We start from the raw sequence: 19356 nt of genomic DNA, 5'->3' as shown, positions 1-19356 counted from the left end.
TCAGCGGGAAGTGCGGGTGTTGCGGTGCGCGTGCGGCTCACGGGGTTTCGACGCGCCCGTCGCGGCTTCGTTCCTCAGCCGCGGGGCTTGCTCAACCTGCGGGCGAGACGAGTGCGCGTTCGTGCCTCACGCTCACTCTTCGCCCTTGATGAAGGCCTCGACGCGGCGGCGACCCTCGTCGTCGTTGAGCTGGACCGGCGGGGACTTCATCAGGTACGACGACGCCGAGATGATCGGGCCGCCGATGCCGCGGTCCTTGGCGATCTTCGCGGCGCGGATCGCGTCGATGATGATGCCGGCGGAGTTGGGGGAGTCCCAGACCTCGAGCTTGTACTCGAGGTTGAGGGGCACGTCACCGAACGCGCGGCCCTCGAGGCGGACGTAGGCCCACTTGCGGTCGTCGAGCCACTGGACGTAGTCCGAGGGGCCGATGTGGACGTTGCGGTCGTGGATCTTGCCCGAGAGCGAGCCCTCGAGGTTGGACGTGACGGCCTGGGTCTTGGAGACCTTCTTGGACTCGAGGCGGTCGCGCTCCAGCATGTTCTTGAAGTCCATGTTGCCGCCGACGTTGAGCTGGTAGGTGCGGTCCAGCGCCACGCCGCGGTCCTCGAACAGCTTGGCCATCACCCGGTGGGTGATGGTCGCGCCGACCTGGGACTTGATGTCGTCACCGACGATCGGGACGCCGGCGTCCTCGAACTTCTTGGCCCAGACCGGGTCGGAGGCGATGAAGACGGGCAGGGCGTTGACGAAGGCGACGCCCGCGTCGATCGCGCACTGCGCGTAGAACTTGTCGGCCTCCTCGGAGCCCACCGGCAGGTAGGACACCATGACGTCCGCGCCGGTGTCCTTGAGGACCTGGACCACGTCGACGGAGTCCGCGTCGGACTCCTCGATGGTCTCGCGGTAGTACTTGCCGAGGCCGTCGAGGGTCGGGCCCTTCTGGACGGGTACGCCGAGCGGGGGCACGTCGGCGATCTTGATCGTGTTGTTCTCGGAGGCCTGGGTGGCCTCGGACAGGTCGAACCCGACCTTCTTGGCGTCGACGTCGAAGGCCGCAACGAACTCCACGTCCTTGACGTGGTACTCGCCGAACATCACGTGCATCAGCCCGGGGACCGTGCCGTCGGGGTCGGCGTTGCGGTAGTACTCGACGCCCTGGATCAATGACGTGGCGCAGTTGCCCACGCCGACGATTGCTACTCGTACCGAACCCATGGGGGCTTCCCTTCGTGGTGACTTCTCTGGAGATCGTGCGGTCGTGCGAACTGCTGGGCTATTGCTGGGGCTGCTCGGTGGCGCGGCGCTGCAGCTCGATCTGGTCGAGGCTGCGCTCGGCGTTGATCAGGTCCGAGAGCCACCGGACCTCACGCTCGACCGACTCGACGCCATGGCGCTGGAGCTCGGCGGCGTACCGGTCGACCTCCGCCTGCGTCATCGACAGCTGCGACTGCACGCGGTCGAGCCGCTCCTGCAGCCGCGTGCGGCGACCTTCGAGGACCCGCAGGCGGATCTCCATGTCGGTGCTGCCGAAGAACGCGAACCGGATGTCGAAGTTGTCGTCCTCCCACGCCGTCGGCCCCACCTCGGACATGAGCCGCTGGAACTCGCGGGTGCCGGCCTCGGTGACGCGGTAGACGATGCGGGGGCGCCGCGTGACCGGGACGCCCGGGACCGGGGCCGTCGTGTGCTCCTCGATCAGCGCGCCCCGCAGCATCTTCTTCAACGCGGGGTAGAGCGAGCCGTAGCTGAGCACCCGGCTCCAGCCGAGCATGAGGTTGAGCCGCTTGCGCAGCTCGTAGCCGTGCATGGGTCCCTCGTGCAGCAGTCCGAGGACTGCAAGCTCGATGGTCTCTCCGCGACGTGCCACGAGACCTATCGTAGCGATATATCCGCCGATTACGAATCGGAGACATATCCATCGTGTGACGTGCGCGTGTCCCCGCCCACAGGACTGGGGTGAGCGGGCGCGTCGTGCGTACCCTGGGACGTCGTCGTCCGCCGTACCACGTGCGGCGGTGATAGACGAACGTCCCCGACCCCCGGAGCAACGACATCTTGAGTGGCAAGCGCAGGGCTGCCGGAGCGCCCGTGACCAAGGCCCCGGCGACCAAGGGCAAGGGCAAGGGCTCGAAGGGGAGCAAGCCTTCCCTGACTCGCAAGCAGAAGGCCAAGAAGGCCGGCAAGTGGCTGCTGATCACCGGCCTCGTCGGCTCGCTCGTCGCCGCCGGCGGCTTCGTGTTCCTCTACAAGACCATCGACATCCCGGACCCCAACGAGGACTTCCAGACCGAGACCTCCTACGTCTACTTCGACGGCGGCAAGGAGCAGCTCGGCAGCTTCGCGGTCCAGGACCGCGAGTCGATCCCGATCGCCGAGATCCCCGACCAGCTCGAGGACGCGGTCATCGCCGCGGAGAACCGCACCTTCTGGACCGACCGCGGCATCGACCCCAAGGGCATCCTGCGCGCGGCGTTCAGCAACGCGTCGGGCAACGCCACCCAGGGGGCGTCGACGATCACCCAGCAGTACGTGAAGATCCTCTACCTGACCCAGGAGCGTTCCCTGACGCGCAAGGCGAAGGAGGCGATCCTCTCGCTGAAGATCCGCAACCAGATGAGCAAGACCGAGATCCTCGCCGGCTACCTCAACACCATCTACTTCGGTCGCGGCGCGTACGGCGTGCAGGCGGCGGCGCGTGCCTACTTCGACAAGCCGGCCAAGGACCTGAACCTGCGCCAGTCGGCCGTGCTCGCGAGCGTGCTCAACAACCCGACGCGCTTGGACCCCGCCAACGGCAAGGACGCGCGCGAGGCGCTCAAGGGGCGTTTCCAGTTCGTGCTCGACGGCATGGCGGAGATGGACGACAAGTACGCCGAGCCGGTCGCGAAGGCGCGGGAGGCGCTGCCGAAGTTCCCCAAGATCGAGGCCCGCAGCGCCTACGGCGACCAGAAGGGCCACATGCTCACCCTGGTGCGCAAGGAGCTGAACAAGCTCGGCTTCGACGACGAGGACATCGACGGCAAGGGCCTGCGGATCACCACGACGTTCACCCAGAAGGCCATGGACGCCGCCAAGCAGGGCGTCATCGAGGCGCGACCCGAGGGCTTCAAGGACAAGCAGCTGCACGTCGGCGTCGCCAGCGTCGAGCCCGGCACCGGCGCGGTGCGCGGCTTCTACGGCGGCCAGGACTACCTGCAGTCACAGCTCAACTGGGCGGTCTCCGGCGGCCAGGCCGGCTCGATCCTCAAGCCGTTCGCCCTGGCCGCGGGCATCAAGGCCGGCTTCTCGCTCAAGGACACCTTCGAGGGCAACAGCCCGATCGAGATCGGCGACACCGAGTTCGAGAACCAGGGTGACGAGGACTTCGGTCAGGTGAGCCTGCTCAAGGCGACCGAGGACTCGATCAACACCGCGTTCGTCGACCTCACCGACTCCATCCCCGACGGACCGGACAAGGTGATCGAGATGGCCAACGCCCTCGGCATCCCGCCGGCCAAGCCGCGCGGCAAGCGCGCCGCGGGCATCCCCGCCTCGACGCCGGGCCTCGAGCCCAACGTCGGCGTGGCCCTCGGCAGCGCGACGGTCAGCCCGATCAACATGGCCAACGCCTACGCGACCATCGCCAACGGCGGCGAGGCGGCCACGCCGTACGTCATCGAGCGGGTCGAGTCCAAGGACGGCGAGGTCCTGCACCGCCACACGAACAAGGCCAAGCGGGTCCTCGACGAGGACATCGCCGCCGACGTCTCCTACGCGCTGGAGCAGGTCGTCGAGACCGGCACCGGCTCCGATGCCGGGGCGCTCGAGCGGCCGGCGGCCGGCAAGACCGGCACGTCGACCAACGACAAGGGCGACGTCGTCTCGTCGTGGTTCACCGGCTTCACGCCGCAGCTGGCCACCTCGGTCGTCTATGTACGGGGCAGGGGCGCCGAGCCGCTCGACGGCTGGCTGCCCAGCTTCTACGGCGGCGACTACCCGACCGCGACCTGGACCGCGGTGATGCAGCGGGCGCTGGAGGGCACCGACGTTCTCGACCTCGCGGACCCGGTGTACGTCGACGGCGAGGCGCCGAGCGACGGTCACGAGCCGGCCCCGCCGCCGCCGCCGAAGCCGACGAAGAAGCCCACCAAGAAGCCGACGCCGACGCCGACCCCGACGCCGACGCCGACGCCCACCCCCACGCCGACCCCCACCCCGACGCCGACGCCGACGCCCACCCCCACGCCGACGCCGACGCCCACCCCCACGCCGACCCCCACCCCGACGCCCACGCCCACGCCGGCGCGGGACTCCTCGGGTGGTCCGCCCCGCGAGTCGTACTCCGTCTGGTGACCGCGTGAGCGGTCACGTCCACCCGACCCAGGACGACGAGGTCGCCGCGGCGCTCAGCGAGAGCGTCGGCGGCCCTGCCGGCGAGCGCATCGGCGCGAGCCGCTGGTGGACACCGCTGCGGGTGGTGGTGCTCCTGGCCGCGCTCGGCTTCGCGCTGGGGCTGGTTCAGAAGGCGCCGTGCGTCGAGGGGACCTGGATGGAGGGCGATGCCCGCTACTCCGCGATGTGCTACTCCGACCTGCCGTTCCTCTACACCCTGCGCGGCTTCGCCGAGCACACCTACCCCTACACCGACGACGAGGAGACCCGCGGGCGCTACGACTCGATGGAGTACCCGGTCGGCATCTCGTACTGGGCGTGGGCGACCTCGCACGTCACCCACTGGCTCAACGGGTCACCGGACCTGGAGGAGCGCTACTCCAGGTCGGTCGGCGACCTGCAGGCCGACCCCGAGATCCAGCGCGAGACCCGGCTCTACGTCGTCGTCAACGCGCTCGGCCTCGCCGCGCTGACCATCCTGAGCGCCTGGCTGCTGGCCAAGGTCAACCCGCGGCGGCCGTGGGACGCCGCGATCTTCGCGCTGTCCCCGGCCCTGGTCCTGACCGGCCTGGTCAACTGGGACCTGCTCGCGGTCGCCACGGTCGCCGGTGCCCTGTGGGCCTGGGCGCGCGACCGGCCGGTGCTCACCGGCGTCCTGATCGGCCTCGGTACGGCGGTCAAGCTGTTCCCGCTGTTCCTGCTGGGCGCGATCCTGGTGATCTGCCTGCGCCGGCGCCGCCTCGACCAGCTGGGTGCGGTGGTCTTCGCGGGCCTGGCGACCTGGCTGCTGGTCAACGCGCCGGCGTACCTGGCGAGTCCGACGGAGTGGAAGGTCTTCTGGTCGTTCAACTCCGACCGCACCGCCGACCTGGGGTCGATCTGGCTGGTCATCGACCAAGCCGGCGACCTGGCGATCAGCGCGTCGACCATCAACGCCTGGTCGTGGGTGCTGTTCGCGCTGTGGTGCGGCGGCGTCTTCGCCCTCGGGATGCTCGCGCCGCAGACGCCACGCTTCACCCAGCTGGGCTTCCTGATCGTGGCGGGGTTCCTGCTCGTCAACAAGGTCTACTCGCCGCAGTACGTGCTGTGGCTGCTGCCGCTGGCGGTGCTGGCCCGGCCGCGCTGGCGCGACCAGCTCGTCTGGCAGGCCGGCGAGGTGCTCTACTTCGCGACCGTCTGGTGGTACCTCGGCGGCTACCTCGAGCCCGCCGGCGGCGGCGACGCCGGCTTCTACTGGGTGGCGATCGTGGTGCGGATGCTCTGCGAGCTCTACCTGGTCGCGATCGTGGTGCGCGACATCTGGCGGCCCGAGTACGACCCGGTGGCGCGCCAGCCTCAGGTGATGACGACGCGGTCGAACGCCGTCGCGGTGTAGCGGACCCGGACGTCCACTAGGTCGCCGACCTGGGGCACGTGGGCGCCGGAGGGCAGGAACAGCATCGAGGCCTGCATGTGCGGCGGCTCGGCAAAGAGCCGCTGCTTGCCGTCGATGGAGAACGGCGAGCGGACGAAGCCGACCGCGTCGAGGCCGCCGCGCGCCAGGGTGGCCGCTCGTGCCTTGATCGAGGACTCGCCCGTGGGCGCCTCCAGGCCGATGCCGTGCGCCGTACCGCCGCTGACGACCAGCAGGTGCCCGCTCTTGGGCGCGGTCCGGGCGCGGTAGCCGAAGGCGTCGCCGCGCTCGAGGTCGTGGACATCCAGCACGGTGGCGGTCACCCGCAGCGCGTCGCGGTCGCCCAGCCACAGGGAGGTGCCGATGCGGGGGCGGATCGTGTAGTCGGCGTACCGGGCTTGGAGCGCGGTCAGCTCGTCGTCGGTCAGGTGGCTGACCCACACCGTCGTGGTGTCGAGGCCCGCGGCCACGACGTCGTTCATGAGCCGGGTGACCTCGGAGAGGTGCGAGCCCTGCGCGAGCGGGAGGTGCAGCGCGATGCCCTCGAGCCGGGCGCGCGGGTGCTCGGCGAGGGCGCGAGCGGCGGCCCAGAGCCCGCGGGCGCTGAGGCCGTGGCGCTGCATCGAGGTCATCCGCTCGAGGACGAAGCGCGCATCGGGCTGGCGGGTGAGCAGCGCGTGCAGGTCCTCGACCCTGCCGATGGTGTGGATCAGTCGCCGCGCGAGCGCGGGGTCCTCGGTGGGGTCGAGGTCGAGCGCCGCGCCGAACGGCCGCCACGGAGTCAGCACGAGCAGGCTGCCGTCGAAGCGCTGCGCAACGTGGCCGATCTCGTCGTAGGTGCCGATCGCCAGCGTGTCGACGCCGAGCCATCCCGCCTTGCGCGCCAGCCGCCCCAGCGTGAACCCGTACCCGTTGCCCTTCGCCACCGGCACCAGCCCCGGGTGCTCCTCCGCCACCTTCCGCAGGTGGGCACGCCAGCGGTCGCCGTCCACTGTCAGCGTGAGGCTCATGGGGTGGTCCTGGGGGTGGCAGGGTTATCAGCAGATGCTGATAACCCTGCGCTTATGGGCCAGAAAAACGGCCCAGAAGCGCAGGGAAGCGCCCAGAACCCCGGCCGGCGGACCGCACGGGCCGCGGCCATCAGCGCCGCCTCATGTAGACGTCGAACGCCTTGTAGAGCGGGCGGTTGAGCGGCAGGTCCCACTCGCCGGCGTACTCGACAGCCTCGCCGCCGGTGCCGACCTTGAACTGGATCAGCCCGACGTGGGAGTCGTCCGGGTCGAGGGTGTCGGTGATGCCGCGCAGGTCGTAGACGGTGGCGCCGGCGGCGATCGCGTCCTGGATCATCGCCCACTGCACGGCGTTGGAGCCGCGCACCTCGCGCTTCTCGGTGGAGGAGGCGCCGTAGGAGTACCAGGCGTGCGTGCCGACCCGGATCCCGATCGTGGCGGCGACCAGGTCGCCCTCGTGCCGCGCGAACCACAGCCGGATCCGGTCCGGGCTCTCGGAGCCGAGGGCGTCGACCATCGTCTGGAAGTACGACAGGGGGCGCGGCGTGAAGTGGTCGCGGCGAGCGGTGTGGACGTAGAGGTCGTGGAACGCCTTGAGGTCGTCGGGTGAGTCAGACGAGACGACCTCGACGCCCATCTTGGCGGCCTTCTTGATGTTGCGCCGCCACAGCTGATTCATCCCCTTGAGCACGTCCTCCTCCGAGCGGCCGGCGAGCGGCACCTGGAAGACGTACTGCGGCTGGCCGGCGGCGAAGCCGCCCTCGGCCGTCTGCCGTCGCCAGCCGAGCTCGTCGAGCTGACACACGACGCGCGCGCCCACGGCGTCGCGCTCGGTGGGCGCCAGGTCGTCGAGGCGGCGTACGCCGGGATCGGCGATGCCCTCCTTCACCTGGGCCGCGGTCCAGCGGCGGGTGACCACCGGCGGGCCCATGCGGACCCCGAAGGCGCCCTTGCCCTTGAGGTGCCTGGTCAGCGGGGCCAGCCACTCGCCGAGCTGCTCGGTCTCCCAGTCGATGACCGGGCCCTCGGGCAGGTAGGCGAGGTAGCGCCTGATCTTGGGCAGCTGGCGGTAGAGGACCAGGGCGGCGCCCACCAGCTCACCGTCACCGGGACCGGAGAACCACCCGAGGGACTCGCGGCGCCACTCGCCCTTGACCCGGCCCCAGGCCGGGGTCTGCAGGAAGCTCGCGGAGTCACGGGAGTCGAGGAAGGCGCGGTGGTCCTGCTCGGAGATCTCGCGGACGCTCAGCACCCGTCGAGGCTACAGCCGCGCCCGCAGCCACTCGAAGTCGGCGACGTGCTCCTGCGCCCCACCCGGTGTCTCGCAGACGACCGGCGCGCCGGCGTCGCGCACCACCGAGGCGAGCAGCTCCGGGTCGATCCGGCCGGCGCCGAAGTTGGCGTGCCGGTCGGCCCCGGTGTCGAAGTCGTCGCGGCTGTCGTTGCAGTGCACCAGGTCGATCCGCCCGGTGATCCGCAGGACGTCCCCGACGACGGTCTCCAGCGGGTTGCCGCCGGCGTGGGCGTGGCAGGTGTCGAGGCAGAAGCCGACCCGCTCGAAGCCCTCCGCACCGGAGATCGCCTCCCAGACCCGGCCGATCCGGTCCAGGTAGCGCGCCATCGCGTTGTCGCCCCCCGCGGTGTTCTCGATCAAGAGCGGCACCTTGAGATCGGTAGCCTCGATCGCCTTGCGCCAGTTGTCGAACCCCTTCTCGGGGTCGTCGGACTTGTTGACGTGCCCCCCGTGCACGATCACGCCCTTGGCGCCGATCGACGCGGCCGCGTCGACGTGCTGCTGCAGCAGCTTGCGGCTGGGAATCCGGATCCGGTTGTTCGTCGTCGCGACGTTGATCAGGTACGGCGCGTGCACGTACAGCTCGACGCCCGCGGCCTCGGCGTCGGCCTTGAGCGCCTCCGCGCCGCCGGCATACGCGATCTCGGGGCCGCCGTAGCTCTGGGGGTCGCCGAGGAAGAATTGCACCAACGGCGCGTTGCGCGCCTTCGCCTCCGCCACGGGGTCGGTCTGGTCGACATGGGCACCGATGGCGAGCGTCGTCATGCGGTTCATCGTAGGGAGCGCTGCCGACGAGGCCGCCGGGCACTGGCCCAGTGCAGAAGCGGCGACCACACCCCTAAGGGCATGCCTGGGTCCGGTCAAAAGCGCGAGAAGGCGCCAACACCGGTGTTAGCCTCCCGGGGTGCTCTAGACCACGAGCACCCATCTATCGGGTTCATGGGGGAATTTCGATGTCCTTGTCTCGTCCTCGGCGGCGTCTGCTCGCGCTGCTGACACTGCTGCTCTCGCCGGTCCTGGTGCTGAGCACGGCCCTCGTGGCCTCGCCCGCGCACGCGCAGAAGATCACCCCGGCGTTCTTCGGCATGCACGACTCCGACTGGACGACGGCGCCGGGCGTCCCGGTCGGTTCGGCCAACTTCACCACCACCGGGACGTACTGGCCCTACATCGAGACGGCACCGGGCATCTACGACTTCTCCCGTCTGGACGCGCAGGTAGCCGCGGCCGAGAAGGCGGGCGCTCAGCCCATGATCGTGCTGGGGCAGACGCCGAGGTTCTACTCGGCGAACCCTCTCTCGCCGGACTACACGGACTACATGCCCAACCTCGCGGCGTGGCGGGCCTACGTCACCGCGGTGGCGAAGCGGTACAAGACCCGGCTGGACTACCAGGTCTGGCCCGAGCCGAACATCATCCAGAACTGGCAGGGCAGCCCCGCTCAGATGGCGCAGTTGACCGCCGTGGCTTCGCAGGCCATCAAGGGCGCCGCCGGCAAGGGTGCCAAGGTGGTCTCCCCGGCCGTCGCGCTGAGGCTCGACTCGCAGCAGGCCTGGACTGTGAACTACTTCAAGCAGAGCGTCGGCGGCAAGCGGGTCCACACCTACCTCGACGCGATCGCGATCGACCCCTTCCCGCTGCAGAAGGGCACCCCGGAGGACTCCTACGCGATCATGCTGTCGATCAAGAAGCAGCTCGCGCGCATCGGGGTCAAGAAGCCCTTCTGGAACAACGAGATCAACTACGGCGTGGCAGGTGGCGGTGCCACCACCAGGACGCGATACCCGATGGCGAAGCAGCAGGCCTACGTCGTGCGCACCTACGCGTTGAGTGCCGCCGCTCGGATGCAGCGGACCTACTGGCTGGGCTGGTTCGCCAGCCCCGAGCTGGCGATCAACATGGCGGACAACAAGGGCAGGCCGCTGCCGCCGGCCAAGTCCTACAAGGTGGTCCGCTCCTGGCTCCTCAACACCAACTTCGTGGGGTGCTCTAAGAGCAAGAACGGCGTCTGGATGTGCACCGCGAAGGTCGGCAAGAAGGAGGTCCGCCGGATCTACTGGAAGCCCACCGGTCGCGCCACGGTCAAGACCCCGGCTTCGACGAAGCGGGTCCAGAACCAGAGCGGTGGTGTCAAGAAGCGTAAGGGCGCCTACAACGTCCGCGTCGACTTCCGCCCGATCATGGTGGCTTCCCGCAAGTAACGACCTCCACGCGAGGGTGCCCCGACCACCAGGTCGGGGCACCCTCGTCCCGCGTAGGCGCCGCGGGCCCGACTCGCGTCCCCTTGGCGCACGGGCCCTACACTGCGCCGAGATCCATCGGAAGGCGACCCACAACCCATGCACACCGACCAGTCCACGGTCCTCGTTACCGGAGGAACAGGCTCGTTCGGCTCCACGATGATCCGTCGCCTGCTCGACACGGACGTCCGCGAGGTCCGGGTCCTGAGCCGCGACGAGCTGAAGCAGCACGAGCTGCGCCAGGCTCTCAACGACTCCCGGGTTCGGTTCTACCTGGGCGACGTGCGCGACGAGGACAGCGTCAACCGCGCGACCCGCGGCGTCGACTTCGTCTTCCACGCGGCCGCGCTCAAGCAGGTGCCCAGCTGCGAGTTCTTCCCGCTCGAGGCGGTACGCACCAACATCCTTGGCAGCTCCAACGTCATTGAGGCATCGAATGCCAACGGCGTCCAGAGCGTCGTCTGCCTCGGCACCGACAAGGCCGCCTACCCGGTCAACGCAATGGGGATGAGCAAGGCGCTGATGGAGAAGGTCGCCCAGGCCTTCGCGCGCAACAATCCGACCGCAAGGACCACCGTGTCCACCGTCCGGTACGGCAACGTCATGATGTCTCGTGGCTCGGTGATCCCGCTGTTCCTGGAGCAGATCGGCCGCGGTGAGCCACTGACGGTCACCGACCCCTCGATGACGAGGTTCCTGATGTCGTTGGACGACGCCGTCCACCTGGTCGAGCACGCCTTCGAGCACGCCCGACCCGGCGACCTCTTCATCCGCAAAGCGCCGGCAAGCACCGTCGGCGACCTGGCCCGCGCGGTCGGCGAGGCGATGGGCTGCGAGCCCAAGCTCACGGTGATCGGCACCCGGCACGGCGAGAAGCTCTACGAGACGCTGGCGACCCGTGAGGAGTTGGCACGCTCCGAGGACCAGGGCGACTACTTCCGGGTGGCCGTCGATGCTCGCGACCTCAACTACGGCGAGTACTTCGACGAGGGTGATCCGCGCGAGTCGGAGCTGGACGACTACCACTCCCACAACACAGAGCGTCTCGACGTCCCTGAGGTAGTGGAGCTACTGCAGGGGCTGCCAGACTTCCGAAGGCTGGTCGGGACCGGCTCGTGACTGCGTTCTGGGTTGCCCTCGGCGGCGCTCTGGTGCTGACAGGCGTGCTGATCCCCATGCTGCGTCGCGTCGGGATCTCCGACGTTCCCAACGACCGGTCGATGCACGTCCTCCCGACCCCCAGAGGTGGAGGCATCGCGGTCCTGCTCGCCGTCCTCCTCGCGACGCCCGCCATGGGTGGCGCCGACGTGGAGGAGGTGGCCCTCGTGCTCGCGGCCGCGCTTGTGCTCGGGACGGTGGGCCTGGTCGACGATGTCCGTTCACTTCCGCCCGTGCTCCGCCTGGCTGCGCAGGGGATCGTGGCACTCGCAGTCTCAGTCACGGTCCAAGAGGCGGTTGGTGCCGCCGGGTTCGGGACGGTCCCGTTCCTGCTGGTGGCCACCCTCGCTACGGTCGCCTACGTGAACGCCTTCAACTTCATGGACGGCGTCAACGTGATCTCCGGGCTCAATGCGGCGATCTGTGGAGCGTGGTTCGCGTGGCTGGGCCACGAGTACGACTTGACTGCCCTTCTGGTCGTGGGCTCGGCACTCGCTGGCGCTGCGCTGGGCTTCCTGCCGTGGAACGGGTCGTCGCGCATCTTCCTCGGCGACGTCGGCAGCTATGGCGTCGGGGGCCTGGTCGCCGCTGCCTCCGTCCTCGCCTGGGGAGCCGGGGTGCCCGCCGCCCTGGTCCTCGCACCGACCCTCGTCTACTTCGCCGACACGGGTTGGGTCATCCTCAAGCGTGCACGCGCAGGGCAGTCCTTGACGCAGGCCCACCGCGGTCACGTCTACCAGCGCCTTGTCCAACAGGGGTGGCCGCACTGGGCGTCCGCGGCCTGGAGCGCCGCGCTCGCCGCGGTGATCTGTGTGATGGCCGCCTACCTCTACGACGGCCAACCGGTCACGTCGCTGCTGCTCGCGACCCTCACAGTGCTGACCTACCTCGCGACGCCGCGGCTGACGTCGCTGGCCGGTGCAGAACGGACCGCCTCGTGAAGATCGGGATGATCTCCCAGTGGTACGAGCCCGAGACGGGTTCGGCCGCCCACCCGGCCGCGATCGCTCGGGCACTGGCTGCCCGTGGGCACGAAGTGCAGGTGCTCACCGGCTACCCCAGCTATCCACAGGGCCGCGTGCACTCCGGCTACCGGATGTCGCTGCGACAGCAGGAGGAGCGGGAGGGAGTGCGGCTGCTTCGCGTCCCCGACGTCCCGAGTCACGATGACAACGCCCTCCGCCGTGCAGCCAGCCTCACCTCTTTCGCGGCCTCCGCGACCCTCCAGGTCGGCTGGCTGCGTGACGTCGACGTGTGTCTCGTTTACCTCACCCCGGCCACGGTGGGAGCCGCGGCGATGGCACTTCGAGCGACCGCAGGCGTCCCGTATGTCCTCTACGTGCAGGACCTGTGGCCCGAGACCGTGACCGCAAGTGGCTTCATCGGACAAGGCCGCGCGACCCGTGCCGTCGAGCGCGGCATCACGGGATTCTTGACCCGGCTCTACCGACGCGCGGAAGGCATCGCCGCCATCAGCCCCACCATGGCTCGCACGCTGACGGGCCGGGGGGCCGTGGTGGTGCCCGAGTCCGTGCCCAACTGGGTGGACGAGACCGTCTTCCGGCCCCCCGGCCTCCCCCTCGGAGCGAGCCCGCTCCCTCCTTCGCGCTCGTGGATCATGTACGCGGGCGGCATCGGCGACGTGCAGGCGCTCGAGCACGCTGTCCATGCGATCTCCCTGCTGCCCGATCGTGAGGACATCGGTCTGGCTCTCGTGGGCGATGGTGTGGCTCGCCCGGGTCTCGAGGCTCTTGCGCAACGGCTGCAGGTGAGCGAACGCGTCTGTTTCTTGGGACCGCGGCCGATGGCGGAGATGCCCGGGCTGATGGCCTCGTCGGTGGCCCAGCTGGTGAGCCTTCGCGACCTGGAGCTCTTCAGGGGCACGATCCCGAGCAAGCTGCAGGCGTCGATGGCGTGCGGAGCGCCAGTGCTCTGCTCGGTCGCCGGTGATGCCGCTGAGCTGGTCGAGCGAGTGAGGTGTGGGCTGACGGTGACGCCGGAGACCCCCTCCGAGCTGGCGGCCGCCATGCGAGCGCTGGTAGACCTGCCTCCCGCAGAGAGAGCGGCGATGGGGGACCGCGGGCGTGCCGCGTATGAGCGGGAGCTCAGCTCCGACGCGGGGGCCGCGCACCTGGAGCGGATGCTCGAGACGGCCGCCCAGCGCAGGCGGCGATGACAACGGCGCGTGTGGCGGTCCTGGGGGCCACCGGGTTCCTGGGCTCGGCGGTGGTCGAAGCGCTCGACCGGCACGGTGCGGTCACCCAGCGGGTACGAGCCCCGCGGCTTTCCACCAGCGCACGGGGCGAAGCGCTCGTTCGCGGTGAGTTGCAGCGCTTCGACCTCGTGCACGAGATCGAGAGCCTCAGACACCTCCTCGCTGACTGCTCCGTCGTGGTCAACGCCGCTGGCCTGGCCACCGCCACGGCAGGAGGCAACGACGCCCTCGTCGGTGCCGATGCCCTGCTGCCAGCCGCCGTGGCGGTAGCAGCGCCTCCCCATGCCAGGCTGGTCCACGTGAGCTCCGCGGCGGTCCAGGGACGGCGCGCCGTCCTCGACGAGTCGACGGAGATGGAGCCGTTCAGCCCCTACTCGGCGGCGAAGGCGTGGGCGGAGGACTTGGTCCGCGCTCGGGCGGGTGACACGGTGTGCTTTCGCCCCACCTCGGTCCACGGCCCGGGCCGTGCGGTGACGCGGACGCTGGCGCTGGCGCTGCGGTCTCCCGCGGCCTCGGTCGCCGGACGGGGTGATCGCCCGACCCCCCAGGTGCTGGTCACCAATGTCGCAGACGCGATCGCGCATGTGGCTACGACCGACGAGAAGCCACCTCCGGTTGTGCTCCAGCCGTGGGAGGGTCTGACCACGGCAGGACTGGTCAGGGTGCTCGGGGATCGCGAACCTCGACACGTTCCCGAGGCCCTGGCTCAGAGGATTTTGGCGCTCGGCTTTCGGGCCGGCACTCGATCGGGCCGTGTGGCTGGGCTGACACGTCGGCTCGAGATGATGTGGTTCGGTCAGCGACAGGCGCCCGGGTGGCTGGACACTCGCTGGCGTCCGCCGTACGGGCACGATGCCTGGAAGGAGCTTGCGTGAAGATCGCAATCACAGGTGGCCACGGCTTCCTCGGGTGGCACACGGCCAGCCGCCTGCGGGCGCTGAGCGGTGTCGACGCCGTCCGGCTCGGTCGTGAACACTTCGCCGACCCCCAGCGGCTCGCCACCTCCTTGGCGGGGGTGGACGCCGTTCTGCACCTGGCCGGTGTCAACCGGGCCGGCTCCGACGAGGAGGTCGAGCAGGGCAACGTCGCCCTCGCGCGGGAGCTCGCCAAGGCGCTGCGGCGCGAGGGGCGGCCGATCGACGTGGTCTACGCCAACTCCGTCCAGGCCGAGCTCGACAACCCCTACGGTCGGGGAAAGGCAGCCGCGGCGGCCGAGCTCGCGGCCGTGGTCCAGGCTTCCGGCGGGCACCTCGCCGACCTGCTGCTCCCCAACCTGTTCGGTGAGCACGGCCGGCCGGCGTACAACTCCTTCGTGGCCACCTTTGCCCACGAGGTGGCCGCCGGACGCCGCCCGACGGTCACGGGGGACCGCGAGGTTCCCTTGCTGCACGCCCAGGACGCAGCGCGTGAGCTGCTCGACTCCGTCGGGCGCACCGAGCGCCGCACGGTCGAGGCGGAGCCCCGGGCCATCAGCGAGGTGTTGACCCTGCTCGAGGAAGCCCACACCCTGTACGCGACGCGGGGCGAGATCCCTCCGCTTCCCGGGCGGTTCGAGGTGAACCTCTTCAACACCTACCGCGCCGCTGCCTTCCCCGCGATGTGGCCGCTCTCGCCACAGGTGCACTCCGATAACCGCGGGGATCTCTTCGAGACGGTGCGGTCTCACGGCGGCACGGGTCAGTCGTTCGTGTCCACGACCCTGCCTGGACAGATGCGCGGCGACCACTACCACCTGCACAAAGTGGAGCGCTTCTTCGTGCTGAAGGGCGAGGCGGAGATCAGACTGCGCCGGTTACTGCACGACGAGGTCGTCACGTTCCGCCTCAGTGGGGAAAGGCCTTCCTTCGTGGACATGCCCACGTTGTGGGTGCACGACATCCGCAACGTGGGGAGCAGCGAGCTCGTCACGATGTTCTGGGCCGACCAGCTGCTCGACCCCGACAACCCCGACCAGTACCCCGAGAAGGTGGCCCTGCCGTGAAGGTGATGACGATTGTCGGGACCCGTCCGGAGATCATCCGGCTGGCCCGGGTGATGGCGCGGCTCGACGCCACCGATGGGATCGAGCACGTCCTCGTGCATACCGGACAGAACTACGACCGGCAGCTCAACGAGGTCTTCTTCGACGACCTCGGGCTGCGCGCGCCCGACCACTATCTCGGGGTGGACACCAGCAGCCTGGGATCCGTGCTGGGAGGAGTCCTGGTGGGCACCGAGCAGGTGTTGCTGGAGGAGCGCCCGGACGCGTTCCTGGTCCTGGGCGACACGAACTCCTGCCTCGCGACCGTGATGGCGAAGAGGATGCGGATCCCGACGTACCACATGGAGGCCGGCAACCGGTGCTTCGACGAGAACGTCCCGGAAGAGACCAACCGGCGACTGGTCGACCACGTGGCCGACTTCAACCTTGCCTACACCGAGCACGCGCGCCGCAACCTGCTCGCTGAGGGATTGCATCCGCGACGGGTGATCGTGACTGGCTCACCGATGCGTGAGGTTCTCGAGCACTTCCGCGACCGGATCGAGGCGTCAGACGTCCTGGACCGCCTGGGCCTGAAGGCCGGGGGGTACTTCCTGGTGAGCGCACACCGCGAGGAGAACGTCGACAGTCCGGATCGCCTGCGCGCGCTCCTTGCCTGCCTCGACCGCGTGCAGCGGGTGCACAACCTCCCGATCGTGGTCTCCACGCACCCACGAACGCGTAAGCGGCTCGAGCAGCTGGAGCCCGCGACGGCGGAGCCTCGCCGGGAGCAGGGGGACATCCGCTGGTTGGAGCCGTTCGGCTTCCATGACTACAACCTGCTGCAGTTGCGCGCGGCGTGCGTGCTGTCGGACTCGGGCACGATCGCCGAGGAGTCGTCGATCCTGGGGTTCCCGGCGGTTACCCTCAGGGACTCGATCGAACGGCCCGAGGCGCTCGACAGCGGCTCGATCATGATGACCGGCCTTGACCCCGACGACGTCGAGCGCGCGGTTCGGATCGTCCTCGATGACGGCCCCGTGACGAGCTCGAGCCCCGCCGGCTACGAGATCGGTGACACGAGCAACCGGGTGGTGCGATTCATCGCCTCCACCGCCTCTCGCCATCATGGCTGGGCCGGCATTCGTGCCTGATGCACCCCGTTCCCGTCGTCTCGGTCAAGTCATGGCCGGCACGATCGCAGGTCAGTTGGCGACGTTCGCTGCTGCGCCGGTGCTGGCGAGGATGTACTCGCCGGAGGCGTTCGGGCTCCTGGGGGTGTTCTCGGCACTCGTTATGATCCTGGGCACGGTCTTCGCGCTCAGACTAGAACAAGCCGTGCCGCTTCCGCGAGATGATGCCGACGCCGCTTCTGTGGTCGGCCTCGGCCTCGCGTTCATCGTCTTCTCGACGTCGGTCTGCACCCTGGCTGCCTGGGGGGCGTCTTCGCAACTCGCGAGCCTCTTTGGCCAGCCTGCGCTGGAGCGCTGGCTCTGGTTGGTCCCGATCACCGCCGGCGTGACGGCCGCCTTCGTCGTCCTGAACCAGTACGCCGTCCGGCAAGGGCGGTTCCGTGCGATCGGAGCACGCAACTTTCTCCAGGCAAGCGCGACGGTGTTCACCCAGTTGGTACTGGGAGCCCTGCAATGGCGCCCCGGAGGGCTGCTCGTCGGCCTCGGTGTCGGACAAGCAGTGGGAGCCGTCACCGTCGCGTTCGGGTCTGGTCTTCGGCGGGCTGTGGCGGGAGGCGCCTGGGCACCGCGACGCCTGGGGACTCAGCTCAGGCGGTACCGGGCGCTGGCGCTGTGGCTTACCCCCGCTGGGCTCCTGAACGCCATGGGAGTGCATACGCCGCTTCTGCTGATCTCGGTGTACTTCGGCGAGGCGGTCACTGGCTGGTTCGGACTCACCCAGCGGGTGCTCTGGGCGCCGATGCTGCTACTGGGCACCGCTGTTGCTCAGGTCTACCTGAACGAAGCGGCCCAACGCGCCCGTGACGACCTGCCGGGTCTCCATCGGATGTTCGTCAGCACGTCTCGCCGTCTCGTGTGGGCCGGGCTGGTCATCTGTGCCCCGCTCGCGGTGCTGGGCCCGTGGGCGTTCGGTCTGGCCTTCGGGCAGCGGTGGGAGACCGCCGGCCTGTTTGCGGCACTGTTGGCGCCCGGTCTCTTGGCGCAGATCGTGGCGTTCCCCTTGTCGCAAACCCTGATCATCGTCGGGATGCCGGGCAGACAGGCGCTGTGGGACGGTGTTCGGTTGGCCGCAGTGGTGATGTCGATTGTCGTTCCCGCCATGGCAGGCTTGAGCGCGGCCCAGACCATTGCCTGCTACAGCTTCGCCTCGGTCGTGACCTTCACGCTGGCGTGGTGGATGTGCTGGCGCGCCGTCTCAGCGGGAACCACGGGCGCTCCGACTCCTCCCATCCCTCACGAGGCATGAGCAGCGCCGCCACGAAAGTTGCGGCCAGCCCCCCACTGAGGATGGCGGTGAAGGCGCTGATGTTCGCTGCGACCATTGCAGGAGCGAGAACCATGGTGGCGACGACCGCCGGGGACAAGCCCCGACTGGCGTAGTTGAGGGCGGCCAGCACGAGCGCCAGCAGCGCTGCCTCGATGAGCACACCCGGGTACCCCAAGTTCGCGTAGCCGTCTCCCAGGAAGCCGCTGTTGGCGTAGTTGGCCGAATCACCCGTCATCAGGTTCCCCACCATGAGCGCGGGAACCTCGTCATAGGGATAGTCCAGGAACGGGCCTGCGAAGCTGTAGGCCCAGCGGGCTTTAGGACTGTCGGAGAAAGTGTCCACGTGCGCCAGCGCGATCACGGCCGGCAGGCAGAGCATCCGCACCGTGACGAGCAGGCCGAGAGTCACCCATCCGGTCGTGAGGGCGGTTGTCGTCCCGAGTATCGAGGCTCCACCCAGTGCCGATGGGATGATCGGGCCGGGGATCCGGCCCCCCAGTCGTCTCGCCATCCATGCGATCGCGAGGACTGCGGGCACCGTCAGCAAGGTGGTCCGATAGCCGGTGGCGGAGTAGATGACGACCTGTCCGAGGACGGCGATCGCCACCAGGCACCAGGAGTGGCGCTGAAGTCCCCGCAGCAGCAGAAGCGGGTTCGCTACGTTCGCCTGGACGGCGACGAGATAGGCGACAAGCGGTCCCCCCTGCGACACCCTCTCCAGGTACAGGATGCGGAGTTCTCTGACGCCGGTGAGCGTGGTGACCTCCAGGTTGGACCCCATGATCGTGAGCAGTGAGCCGTAGGTCCCGAGGGAGAGCACTGCGTAGACGAGGACCACGTCACGAGATCGCAGTCGGGGAGGGTTCCACGAAGGCAGCGGGAACCAGCGGTTCGCGACCACGATGAGCGCGAAGGAGGTCAGGGCAACCACCGTGAAGACCCTGGCCTCGTGGGGAGACAGATCGTGAGTCCAGCTCGGGACGAGGGCGGCCGGTGCGATCACGACAGCGAAGAAGAACCAGACCATGAAGTCGCCAGGACGCCGCACGAGGCGTGGCAGCAGGACGGCCAACCCGGTCAGCCCGACCGCCGCGACGAGCACCCCCAGTGCGTCGGGAGTGCGGTACGTGAAGCCGAGGTAGGGGTAGGTGACGACGGCGAAGGTGCGATATCCCCACCACAGCGCGAGTCCGTAGGCCGTCACACCAGCCAATGAGAAGGCCCATCGCCTGGCGCCCGGCGAGCGCGCCCA

The 19356-nt window shown here is 69.2% G+C and carries 16 protein-coding genes; 10 read left to right on the top strand and 6 right to left on the bottom strand.

Going from position 1 to position 19356, the window contains the following annotated elements; translation table 11 throughout:
* Positions 1-132: 132 nt before the first annotated feature.
* Both LQ940_RS21585 and LQ940_RS21580 read right to left on the bottom strand, forming a co-directional pair.
* Positions 133-1218 carry an inositol-3-phosphate synthase gene (locus LQ940_RS21585; RefSeq protein WP_231241266.1) on the bottom strand — a complete coding sequence of 362 codons (1086 nt, stop codon included), beginning with the start codon at positions 1216-1218 and terminating at the stop codon, positions 133-135.
* 58 nt (positions 1219-1276) lie between these two features.
* Positions 1277-1870 carry a PadR family transcriptional regulator gene (locus tag LQ940_RS21580; protein ID WP_231241267.1) on the bottom strand — a complete coding sequence of 198 codons (594 nt, stop codon included), beginning with the start codon at positions 1868-1870 and terminating at the stop codon, positions 1277-1279.
* 221 nt (positions 1871-2091) lie between these two features.
* Between LQ940_RS21580 and LQ940_RS21575 the strand changes: the two genes are divergently transcribed.
* Together LQ940_RS21575 and LQ940_RS21570 are read left to right on the top strand one after the other, a co-directional pair.
* Entirely contained in the window at positions 2092-4335 is a 2244-nt protein-coding gene (locus tag LQ940_RS21575) for a transglycosylase domain-containing protein (protein WP_231241268.1), read from the top strand.
* A 4-nt stretch (positions 4336-4339) separates the two neighbouring features.
* Entirely contained in the window at positions 4340-5749 is a 1410-nt protein-coding gene (locus LQ940_RS21570) for a glycosyltransferase family 87 protein (protein ID WP_231241269.1), read from the top strand.
* Here the strand turns inward: LQ940_RS21570 and LQ940_RS21565 are convergent.
* The 3 genes from LQ940_RS21565 to LQ940_RS21555 all read right to left on the bottom strand — a co-directional run bounded on the left by LQ940_RS21565 (position 5710) and on the right by LQ940_RS21555 (position 8836).
* Entirely contained in the window at positions 5710-6777 is a 1068-nt protein-coding gene (locus tag LQ940_RS21565) for an alanine racemase (RefSeq protein ID WP_231241270.1), read from the bottom strand. The genes LQ940_RS21570 and LQ940_RS21565 overlap by 40 nt on opposite strands.
* Before the next feature lie 130 nt (positions 6778-6907).
* Positions 6908-8026, bottom strand: coding sequence for a lipid II:glycine glycyltransferase FemX (locus LQ940_RS21560; protein ID WP_231241468.1), 1119 nt, complete (start codon positions 8024-8026; stop codon positions 6908-6910).
* A gap of 12 nt (positions 8027-8038) precedes the next feature.
* Positions 8039-8836 carry a deoxyribonuclease IV gene (locus tag LQ940_RS21555; protein ID WP_231241271.1) on the bottom strand — a complete coding sequence of 266 codons (798 nt, stop codon included), beginning with the start codon at positions 8834-8836 and terminating at the stop codon, positions 8039-8041.
* A 188-nt stretch (positions 8837-9024) separates the two neighbouring features.
* Between LQ940_RS21555 and LQ940_RS21550 the strand changes: the two genes are divergently transcribed.
* The 8 genes from LQ940_RS21550 to LQ940_RS21515 all read left to right on the top strand — a co-directional run bounded on the left by LQ940_RS21550 (position 9025) and on the right by LQ940_RS21515 (position 18083).
* Positions 9025-10272, top strand: coding sequence for a hypothetical protein (locus LQ940_RS21550; RefSeq protein ID WP_231241272.1), 1248 nt, complete (start codon positions 9025-9027; stop codon positions 10270-10272).
* Positions 10273-10410: 138 nt separating this feature from the next.
* The gene (locus LQ940_RS21545) at positions 10411-11430 is read left to right on the top strand and encodes a polysaccharide biosynthesis protein (protein WP_231241273.1); all 1020 of its coding nucleotides are present in this window, start codon (positions 10411-10413) and stop codon (positions 11428-11430) included.
* A complete protein-coding gene (locus LQ940_RS21540; protein WP_231241274.1) occupies positions 11427-12410 on the top strand; it encodes an MraY family glycosyltransferase in 984 nt (327 codons plus the stop codon). Before LQ940_RS21545 ends, LQ940_RS21540 begins: the two co-directional genes overlap by 4 nt.
* Entirely contained in the window at positions 12407-13645 is a 1239-nt protein-coding gene (locus LQ940_RS21535; protein ID WP_231241275.1) for a glycosyltransferase family 4 protein, read from the top strand. The genes LQ940_RS21540 and LQ940_RS21535 overlap by 4 nt, the downstream gene beginning before the upstream one ends.
* Before the next feature lie 11 nt (positions 13646-13656).
* Complete coding sequence (locus LQ940_RS21530; protein WP_231241276.1) at positions 13657-14559, top strand: NAD-dependent epimerase/dehydratase family protein; 903 nt, start codon at positions 13657-13659, stop codon at positions 14557-14559.
* Positions 14556-15665: a polysaccharide biosynthesis C-terminal domain-containing protein gene (locus LQ940_RS21525; protein ID WP_231241277.1), complete on the top strand. Its 1110-nt coding sequence runs from the start codon at positions 14556-14558 to the stop codon at positions 15663-15665. Before LQ940_RS21530 ends, LQ940_RS21525 begins: the two co-directional genes overlap by 4 nt.
* 53 nt (positions 15666-15718) lie before the next feature.
* Positions 15719-16798, top strand: a complete 1080-nt coding sequence (gene wecB / locus LQ940_RS21520; protein WP_231241278.1) for a non-hydrolyzing UDP-N-acetylglucosamine 2-epimerase — start codon at positions 15719-15721, stop codon at positions 16796-16798.
* A 31-nt stretch (positions 16799-16829) separates the two neighbouring features.
* Positions 16830-18083, top strand: coding sequence for a lipopolysaccharide biosynthesis protein (locus tag LQ940_RS21515; protein ID WP_231241279.1), 1254 nt, complete (start codon positions 16830-16832; stop codon positions 18081-18083).
* On the opposite strand, the gene LQ940_RS21510 is transcribed toward LQ940_RS21515, so the two are convergent.
* Positions 17998-19308, bottom strand: coding sequence for a hypothetical protein (locus tag LQ940_RS21510; protein ID WP_231241280.1), 1311 nt, complete (start codon positions 19306-19308; stop codon positions 17998-18000). The two genes, LQ940_RS21515 and LQ940_RS21510, sit on opposite strands and share 86 nt — an antisense overlap.
* Between the last annotated feature and the right edge of the window lie 48 nt (positions 19309-19356).

Origin of the sequence: Nocardioides sp. cx-173 (assembly GCF_021117365.1) — a bacterium.
GTDB lineage: Bacteria > Actinomycetota > Actinomycetes > Propionibacteriales > Nocardioidaceae > Nocardioides.
Note: the sequence above shows the minus strand (reverse complement) of the source record. Positions and strands in the feature narration are given on the sequence as shown.

Bases quoted from the DNA above. Each gene is read 5' to 3' on its own strand.
- LQ940_RS21585 (WP_231241266.1), bottom strand. From the start codon at position 1,218: ATGGGTTCGGTACGAGTAGCAATCGTCGGCGTGGGCAACTGCGCCACG.
- LQ940_RS21565 (WP_231241270.1), bottom strand. From the start codon at position 6,777: ATGAGCCTCACGCTGACAGTGGACGGCGACCGCTGGCGTGCCCACCTG.
- LQ940_RS21555 (WP_231241271.1), bottom strand. From the start codon at position 8,836: ATGACGACGCTCGCCATCGGTGCCCATGTCGACCAGACCGACCCCGTG.
- LQ940_RS21550 (WP_231241272.1), top strand. From the start codon at position 9,025: ATGTCCTTGTCTCGTCCTCGGCGGCGTCTGCTCGCGCTGCTGACACTG.
- LQ940_RS21545 (WP_231241273.1), top strand. From the start codon at position 10,411: ATGCACACCGACCAGTCCACGGTCCTCGTTACCGGAGGAACAGGCTCG.
- wecB (WP_231241278.1), top strand. From the start codon at position 15,719: ATGGCGCGGCTCGACGCCACCGATGGGATCGAGCACGTCCTCGTGCAT.
- LQ940_RS21515 (WP_231241279.1), top strand. From the start codon at position 16,830: ATGGCCGGCACGATCGCAGGTCAGTTGGCGACGTTCGCTGCTGCGCCG.